Source organism: Chitinophaga sp., assembly GCF_035564935.1.
Taxonomy (GTDB): domain Bacteria; phylum Bacteroidota; class Bacteroidia; order Chitinophagales; family Chitinophagaceae; genus Chitinophaga.
Genome location: NZ_DATMTE010000995.1, coordinates 1 through 8,492 on the forward strand (window position 1 = coordinate 1; position 8,492 = coordinate 8,492).

General features: G+C 47.0%; 8 protein-coding genes. 2 read left to right on the plus strand and 6 right to left on the minus strand.

Features of this window, described 5'->3' with window-relative positions:
* Positions 1–352: sigma-70 family RNA polymerase sigma factor (locus tag VN105_RS25680; protein WP_325645630.1), on the plus strand; the 352-nt coding region annotated here is incomplete at its 5' end.
* The gene (locus VN105_RS25685; protein WP_325645632.1) at positions 327–1,460 is read left to right on the plus strand and encodes a S1C family serine protease; all 1,134 of its coding nucleotides are present in this window, start codon (positions 327–329) and stop codon (positions 1,458–1,460) included. The genes VN105_RS25680 and VN105_RS25685, both read left to right, overlap by 26 nt.
* A gap of 74 nt (positions 1,461–1,534) precedes the next feature.
* Here the strand turns inward: VN105_RS25685 and VN105_RS25690 are convergent, their stop codons facing one another.
* From VN105_RS25690 to VN105_RS25715, 6 genes are all read right to left on the minus strand, one after another.
* Entirely contained in the window at positions 1,535–2,251 is a 717-nt protein-coding gene (locus VN105_RS25690) for a carboxypeptidase-like regulatory domain-containing protein (protein WP_325645633.1), read from the minus strand.
* A 180-nt stretch (positions 2,252–2,431) separates the two neighbouring features.
* The gene (locus VN105_RS25695) at positions 2,432–2,617 is read right to left on the minus strand and encodes a CsbD family protein (protein ID WP_142686245.1); all 186 of its coding nucleotides are present in this window, start codon (positions 2,615–2,617) and stop codon (positions 2,432–2,434) included.
* A 75-nt stretch (positions 2,618–2,692) separates the two neighbouring features.
* Positions 2,693–3,646, minus strand: coding sequence for an aldose 1-epimerase (locus tag VN105_RS25700; protein WP_325645635.1), 954 nt, complete (start codon positions 3,644–3,646; stop codon positions 2,693–2,695).
* Positions 3,647–3,760: 114 nt separating this feature from the next.
* Entirely contained in the window at positions 3,761–5,089 is a 1,329-nt protein-coding gene (xylA, locus tag VN105_RS25705; RefSeq protein ID WP_325645637.1) for a xylose isomerase, read from the minus strand.
* A gap of 37 nt (positions 5,090–5,126) precedes the next feature.
* Positions 5,127–6,605: a xylulokinase gene (locus tag VN105_RS25710; protein WP_325645638.1), complete on the minus strand. Its 1,479-nt coding sequence runs from the start codon at positions 6,603–6,605 to the stop codon at positions 5,127–5,129.
* Between the two features lie 95 nt (positions 6,606–6,700).
* The gene (locus tag VN105_RS25715; protein WP_325645639.1) at positions 6,701–8,386 is read right to left on the minus strand and encodes a sodium/sugar symporter; all 1,686 of its coding nucleotides are present in this window, start codon (positions 8,384–8,386) and stop codon (positions 6,701–6,703) included.
* Positions 8,387–8,492: the final 106 nt, after the last annotated feature.

Here is an 8,492-nt window from a genome sequence, read left to right on the forward strand (position 1 = left end):
GCTCAAAACCTTCCTTTATTCGGTTTGCCGCCATCTCTGGCTTAAAAAAGTACAGCGTACCTTCGGATTATATGCTTTAACACCTGAACTGGAGGAAGTGATCCCGGCTACAGAAGCACTGGAAGAGCATGAGGCAAAAGACCAGGAATTCAGGATCATGGAAGGGGCAATGAGCAGTATCGGCCAACCCTGCCAAACCATCCTGGAAGATTATTATCTGCATAAAAAATCTATGCAGGAAATAGCGGAGAAGTTCGGATATACCAATGCCGAAAATGCGAAGAACCAGAAGTACAAGTGCCTGATGCGTTTGAAGAAGTTATTTTTTGATCAATACAACACACCACTATAAGCAGAAAGCAGCCATGAAAGAAGACATGATCTTATTACGTGAAATTGAGCGTTACCTGGAAGGGGAAATGAGCGAACAGGAAAAAACTGCTTTCGATACACTGCGTCATACCAATCCATTAATTAATAAACAGGTAGAAGAACATCAGCTGTTCCTTCAGCACCTGGGCAATTACGGAAAACGTCAGCAATTACAGTCAAAACTCAACCAGATACATCACCAACTGGATATGCCTAGTCTACGCAAACAGGCGCAGGAAGAGAACCAGACCGCAAGAAGACTGACCATCCGCCGCAGAACCATTACCAACCTCGCTGCCGCCGCCTGTATCGCTTTGGTAACTTCATTGTCTACCATCGCTATCATACAGAACGTATCAAAAAACAAATCCACTGCTCAATATGAGGATGTAAGAAGAGTATTGAATAATATTCAACGCTCCCAGAATGCCCTCATCAATGATATAAACAGCAAAAGCAAAGCGCCGTTAAACCCGGGCACTTACGGCGGTACCGGTTTCGCGGTATCCGGCAACGGTTACATCGTCACCAATTATCATGTAGTGGCCGGCGCCGACTCCGTATATGTTCAGAATAATAAAGGAGAAGCTTTTAAAGCAGTAAGCATCTTCGAAGATATTTCCAGCGATCTGGCAGTACTGAAGATTGCAGACTCTACTTTTAAAAGTCAGCCCCTGCCCTATGCTTTGAAACCACAAAGTGTAAAAATTGGCGAAGAAGTATTCACCATGGGCTTCCCCCGCGATGAAATTGTTTATGGCAAAGGTTATATCAGCGCCAAAACAGGTTTCAACGGGGATACTACCGCCTACCAGGTATCCATCCCGGTGAATCCCGGTAACAGTGGAGCTCCCCTGCTGGACAATAAGGGAGATGTAGTGGGAATAGTAACCGGCAAACAAACTACCTCCGACGGTATTGCCTTTGCCGTAAAATCTGCCCACCTCAAACACCTGCTGGATGAAATGCCGAAAGACAAACAGCCGCGGAAAGATTGGAACCACAAGAGCCGCCTGGAAGGCATGAACCGGGTAGATCAGATCAAGAAGCTGGAAGACTTTGTGTACCTGGTGAAAGTGTATAATTGAAATATCAATCCTTAAAATAAAAGAGCGGGATATAACAATTGTTATGTCCCGCTCTCTTTTTTATGCATACCTGGTTACTTCTTTATCCAGGTTTTATACTTATCAGTGATCCAGTACAGCAGATCATTGTTGTTGATAGTACGCATCGTATTGTAATCAGGATAATTATCCCGCATAAATAACTGGAGAGAATCCCCTTTAAGCCCGGTTACCCGGCTTACCAATATGGGCGTAAAGCGGGAGTCGATGAACTTTTCTTTTTCCATCTTCTCATAATTCTCTTTAAACTGCCGCTTTTGCTTTTCTTTTTTGGAGAAACGGGTGATAGGGCTGAATACAATGCCGGCTCCTTCCGGCGTACTGCCGCCTGCCAGTGGCTTGTTGGGATTGTCGAGAATATAGCCATACTGGTTGCGCCTTTCCATAGAGTCTATCTGGTAAGGACTGTATTCGGAAGTGATTTCTACGCCTTTCAGGAACTTGCCCGCCGATTCCATTACCACGTTAATGGTTTCGGTGCCGGACGACTGGGTAACAATCACTGTATCCGGCTTGTATCCCACAAATGTAACCAGGAGCCGGTCGTTGCGGGAAGCAGTTATCCTGTAATAACCGCCCTGGTCGGAAAGCGAACGCTTGCCCGAGTTAAGGTTGCTTACCGTGGCATAGGGCAGCACCAGCCTGTTACTGTCTGAAATCATCCCGGTAACTGTTACCTGTGCCTGAACCTTCGGAGCAAATGCCATACTGAATATACAGCCTAGTGCTATGATGCGTATGAAAACCTTCATATAGAATATAATAATTTTTACAGCTGAATCCCTTCCATTCTTTACAAACAGTTCAGTATAGACATTGTTCATCTACCCTAACAAGGTACAAATTAAAGAAAATGCCACGGTGTTAAAAAAAACAAAAATCCTTCTGCCGAAAGCAGAAGGATCACTGTATTTAAATTTCAGGTTATCCAATCAGGCCGACTTCAGTAAATCGATCACTTCCTCCCGGCTTTTACCCAGTTTCTGCTGCAGCTTTCCGATCAACTTATCTTCCTGTCCTTCTTCATATAACAGGTCATCATCCGTCAGATCGGCATATTGCTGTTTCAGCGTACCTTTTAATTCATTCCATTTTCCTTTGATCTCTAACTTGTCCATAATCTCTCAATTTATATGGTGATATAATCGGGTTTTTATGAAGAGAGCCAAAGAATATGCCATCGCCCGGTTCACTTATAAAGATACCTGGATACGGGTGCTGAAAAGCCTGCTTTCGCCGGCAGCCAGCTGAACCAGTCCAAGCCCGTTGTTAAAGGCATCCGGGGCGCCGCTGAGGTTCTCTACTGCAATACTGGTACGGTGTGGTGGTATATAGATCTGGAGGATGGGGTAGCTGTTTTCAGGATAGAAAGCAATGTTGATATTTTTCTTCGGATCGTGGATAGTAGCCAGCGGTTGTGGCTTTGTAAGATCCAACACAAAAGAATTATCCAGCTCCACACCTTTCAGCAGTTTTCCTGCAACAAATTCGGTGTATGGCAACACTCTTCCTGTGGGCAGTAATTTTTCATTGAACTCCACTATTTCTTTGGATGCAAAGGTTAGTACCAGTTCATCTACCGGGGTGCCGGTGCTGAAGTACGGGTGCCAACCATCCATTACAGGAATAGCAGTGCCGCTCTGATTTACGAGCGTGGTGCTCAGCTGCAGCTCGTTGCCGGCACGCAGGGTGAAGGTAGCTATACAATCGTACGCAAAAGGATACCCTGCATCATCTGTTTGTTTGAAATGATGCGTAAGGGTTACAGCTGCCTGCCGGTCATCGGCCTGTTGGGCCGTAACTGTGAAGGAGGCGTCGTATAACAGGCCATGGATGGCGTTCCCAGGCGCCAGTGTTTTTTCAATGCTGTACGATTTGCCCTCCCAGGTATACTGCGCATCTTTCATGCGGCATGCATACGGACTTAGCTTTACACTTTTAAAGCTGTTGCGCAGATTGGCTTCCAGGTCATTAAGATCCTTGTAGCTGTCTATCAGGTTCAGGTTTCCTGTTGCGTGTTTTACTTTGAAAGCATGCAGCAATGCACCGAAAGAAGGTATTATTTCCACTTGCGTTCCTGTTTCCAGGTCCTGGAGCGCAATGATATCAAATCCTGCCTCTTGAAAAGAATGGATGCCAAATTTCATTGTTCATAATTTTGGAAGAAAATATAAAACATTTTGGGATTTTGCCCTGTCATTATTTGATAACAGCTATTTGTTGTTAGCGGATAATTCATTGGCAAAATCCCGGATAGTATTTTAAATGCTTGCGTTGATCAGGTTTTCCAGCCATTCCTGTTTGCCGCTGATTTGTTTGGGTTCCCCATTTGCTGCCGCAAAATTGCGGAGATCTTCCAGCGTCAGTTTACCTGCTTCAAATTCCTGTCCTTTACCGCTATCGAAGGAAGCGTAACGATCCTGGCGGAATTTTTTATATGGCGTAGCATTGAGTACTTTTTCTGCAACGATGGCAGCTCTTGCAAAAGTGTCGATACCACCAATGTGTGCGTGGAAGATGTCTTCCAGGTCGGTGGAATTACGACGGGTTTTTGCATCGAAGTTTACACCGCCGCCTGCAAATCCGCCTGCTTCAAGGATCACGAGCATGCTTTCAATAAGATCGTTGAGGTTAGTGGGAAACTGATCGGTATCCCAACCATTCTGTGCATCTCCGCGGTTGGCGTCAATGCTGCCCAGCATACCTGCATCTGCCGCTACCTGCAGTTCGTGCTGGAAGGTGTGGCCTGCCAGAGTTGCGTGGTTTACTTCCAGGTTCAATTTAAAATCTTTATCCAGTCCAAACTGGCGCAGGAAGCCGATCACCGTGGCCGCATCGTAGTCGTACTGGTGTTTGGTAGGTTCACAGGGTTTAGGCTCAATAAAGAAGGTGCCTTTGAAACCCTGTGCCCGTGCGTAATCGCGGGCCATGCCCAGGAAACGGCCCAGGTGTTCCTGTTCGCGCTTCATGTTGGTATTGAGCAGGGTCATGTAGCCTTCCCGGCCGCCCCAGAATACGTAGTTTTCGCCGCCCAGTGCAATAGTAGCGTCCAGTGAGTTTTTCACCTGTGTACCGGCATAAGCCAATACCGCGAAATCAGGATTGGTGGCAGCGCCGTTCATGTAGCGCGGATTACTGAAAACGTTTGCAGTACCCCACAGCAGTTTAACGCCACTAGCCTGTTGCTTTTGTTTAGCATAGGCTACGATCTGCTGCATACGGCTTTCGTATTCTGTTACGTTGGCGCCTTCATCTACCAGGTCCACATCATGGAAGCAGTAGTAAGGGAGGCCCATTTTGGTGATGAACTCAAAAGCAGCGTCCATTTTGTCTTTCGCACTCTGGTTAGCATCCGGGGAGCTAAGCCAGGGGAATTGTTTGGTGCCCGGACCAAAGGGGTCGCCACCGGTTCCGCAGAAGGTATGCCAGTAGGATACCGCAAAACGGAACAGTTCTTTCATGGATTTGCCTGCGATGAGGCGGTTCTCATCGTACCATTTATACGCCAGCGGGTTGTCTGACTGTGGTCCTTCGAACTGTATTTTCCCAATTCCTTTGAAATACTCGTTGTTTCCTAATGTAATACTCATAACTAATGTGTTTTTTAAAATGCTGGATCTGTTTCCGTTAGTGCAGCAAGGTATTCAGTCCGTTCAGCCAGTTGCCATAAATATCCCGGTACTGGGATTGCAATGCTGCTTCGGGCTCTATCACTGCGAGGCATTCCATGCCACGGAAAGCATCGGCGGCGCTTACATATCCGGCGCCGATGGCTGCACCGCGGGCGGCGCCCTGCGCTCCGTCTGTATTATATAATTCTATCACTACATTGGCGGTGTTGGCAAAAGCTTCCCGGAACAAGGGGCTGAGGAACATATTGGCATGCCCTGCCCTTACACGGTGAATATTAAGATCCATTCCTGCCATGATGTCCATCCCATAGTTAAGACCAAATACAATTCCTTCCTGCACCGCGCGCATAATGTGAGCGCGGCTGTGACGGTTAAAATCGAGGTTACGGAGCGTGGCCCCCAGGCTTCTGTTTTCCAGGATACGTTCAGCGCCGTTTCCAAAAGGAAATACCTGCAAACCTTTGGCGCCAACAGGCGCCTGTTGTGCGAGGGTATTCATTTCCGGGTAAGTGATATCGCCTACCAGGTTTTTGAGCCAGCTATTGGCAATACCGGTACCATTAAGGCACATGAGCACCCCGTTTCTCGTATGTGCGTGATCGTTATTTACATGTACAAAAGTATTGACGCGGCTCTGGCGGTCGAAACTGTTTTTATCGTGAACGGCATATACCACACCTGATGTACCTGCTGTGGTAGCGGCTTCGCCGGGTTGCAGCACATTGAGGGAGAAAGCATTGTTAGGCTGATCGCCGGCGCGGTAGGTAACCGGGGTACCAGGCGCCAGTTTCAGCGTGGCGGCTGCTGCCGCTGTGAGCTGTCCCTGGATGCCGAACGTAGGTACGATGGCAGACAGCAGTTGTTCATCTACCTGGTAATATTCCAGTAACGCTTTTGAAACTGCATTTGCTTCAAAATCCCAGAAAGTGCCTTCCGATAAACCGGAGATGGTAGTACAGGCTTCGCCCGTTAATTTCATGGCAATGAAATCGCCCGGCAGCATTACCTTATGAATACGTTCATAAATATGCGGTTCATTTTCCCGGACCCAGCGGAGTTTGGATGCGGTGAAATTACCGGGGGAATTAAGCAGGTGCTCCAGGCAATACTGTTCTCCCAGTGCTTTAAAGGCGGTATTACCTGTATTTACAGCGCGACTGTCGCACCAGATAATTGCGGGGCGCAGCACCTGTTGTTGTTTATCCACACATACCAGTCCATGCATCTGGTAAGCAATACCTATTCCTTTGATCTGCGCAGGCTCAACGGGATAGCGCTGTAAAAGGATTTCCGTGGCATGGATGATCTCTTTCCACCAGCCTTCGGGATCCTGCTCGGCCCAGTCGGGCTGTGGTACATCGATGGCCATTTCTTTTTCCGGGCAGGTAGCGCTGGCTACACAGGCGCCGGTATCGGCATTGAGCAGCGCCGCCTTAATAGATGATGACCCAATATCGTAACCTATAAAGTACATAACGTGAAGAATTAGCGATCTGAAAAAGCACCGGATATTTTATGACACCAAAATGTCCTAAAATATCCGGATACTGAAATTATAAAATGAACTGATTACCAGAATACAGTATACAATGCAATGAGGATACCCACAATCAGCAGGGCGCCTACCGTGAAGCCCAGGTTGGGCTTGAACATGCTGCTGTCGATAGCCAGTCCTTTCGGATTGTTAACGCTGCGTTTATCTGCCAGCGTAATAATGATCATACCTACCACGCACACTATGAACACAAATCCCATACGGTCAATGAAGGCCATTTCCCACAGTCCGCTGTCGGGGTTCAGTGCGGCAAAGCCAAACTGGTGCAGCGGCTCCAGGTTTACCCATGCCGGCATAAACTTCAGCACAAAGGAAAGAAGTAAGCCACCGATCATAGCAAACATGGCTGCACTTGAAGTAGTTCTTTTCCAGAAAAATCCGAGTGCAAACATGGCAAACACACCCGGGGAAACAAAGCCGGTGTATTCCTGGATAAACTGGAATCCACCTTTTTTATCGATACCCAGGAAGTTGGAGATCACAATAGCGATGATCATGGTAATAATTACCACTGCACGGCCTACGCCCACGATCTTCTTTTCGTCGGCATCTTTGTTATATATCTTCTTATAAATATCCAGGGAATAAATGGTGGAAATACTATTGGCTTTACCTGCCAGGGAGGCTACCACTGCCGCTGTTAAAGCAGCAAATGCCAGTCCTTTCAGGCCAACGGGCAGGAGATTGAGCAACACGGGATAAGCGTTATCCGCGTTGAGGGAACCGCCTTTCATCATAGACTGGGCAAAGTCGCCATGGTTCTGTGAATACAGCACATAAGCCGCAATACCCGGTAATACCACTATCACAGGCATCAGCAATTTCAGGAAGCCGGCGAACAGCAATCCCTGGCGTGCAGTTTTCAGATCCGCTCCCAGTGCGCGTTGTGTGATATACTGGTTACATCCCCAATAGTTCAGGTTCACGATCCACATACCCCCAATCAGTACGCTCAGGCCCGGCAGGTCGAGGTATTTAGGGTTTTCCTTGTGAAGGATCATGTGGAAATGATCGCTGGCATGTTGCGTCATAAGAGAGAAGCCCTTTAACACCCCTTTTTCTCCAAAGTGTGAAGACACCAGCTGTAACGCCAGGTAGGTAGTTGCCAATCCGCCAAGGATAAGGAAGAACACCTGTATTACATCCGTGTAACCAATCACCTTCATCCCTCCCAGCGTAATGAGGATGGCGAAAAAAGCGAGTGCCACCATACACACGTAGAAGTTAATGCCGGAAATTGTGGAAACAGCCAGCGCACCGAGATAAAGAATGGATGTGAGATTTACCACCACGTATAACAGCAGCCAGAAAACCGCCATAATGGTACTTACCGTTTGATTATACCTGCGTTCCAGGAACTGGGGCATGGTATAGATCTTATTCTTCAGGTAAATAGGCAGGAAAAATACTGCCACTACAATGAGTGTAGCCGCTGCCATCCACTCATAAGTAGAAATAGCCAACCCAATGTTAAACCCGTTCCCGGACATACCAATAAACTGCTCCGCAGAAATATTGGAAGCAATCAGGGAGGCGCCAATAGCCCACCAGGTAAGGGAACCTTCTGCCAGGAAAAAGTCTTTCGAGTCCGTTGTGGCCTTCTTCTTTTTCTGATAGATATAGTAACCATAACCAGCCACTATTACAAAATATACCAGGAATACCAGGTAATCAAAGATGTGTAAGGATTTTGTTTGCATAAATGTTCAAACGTGGTTATAAAAAATTTAGCGAATCAATATACATAATAAATGTAAAAAATACGCTTACAATTGTTTTTTTTAACGGGAAATAGAAAAAACCACG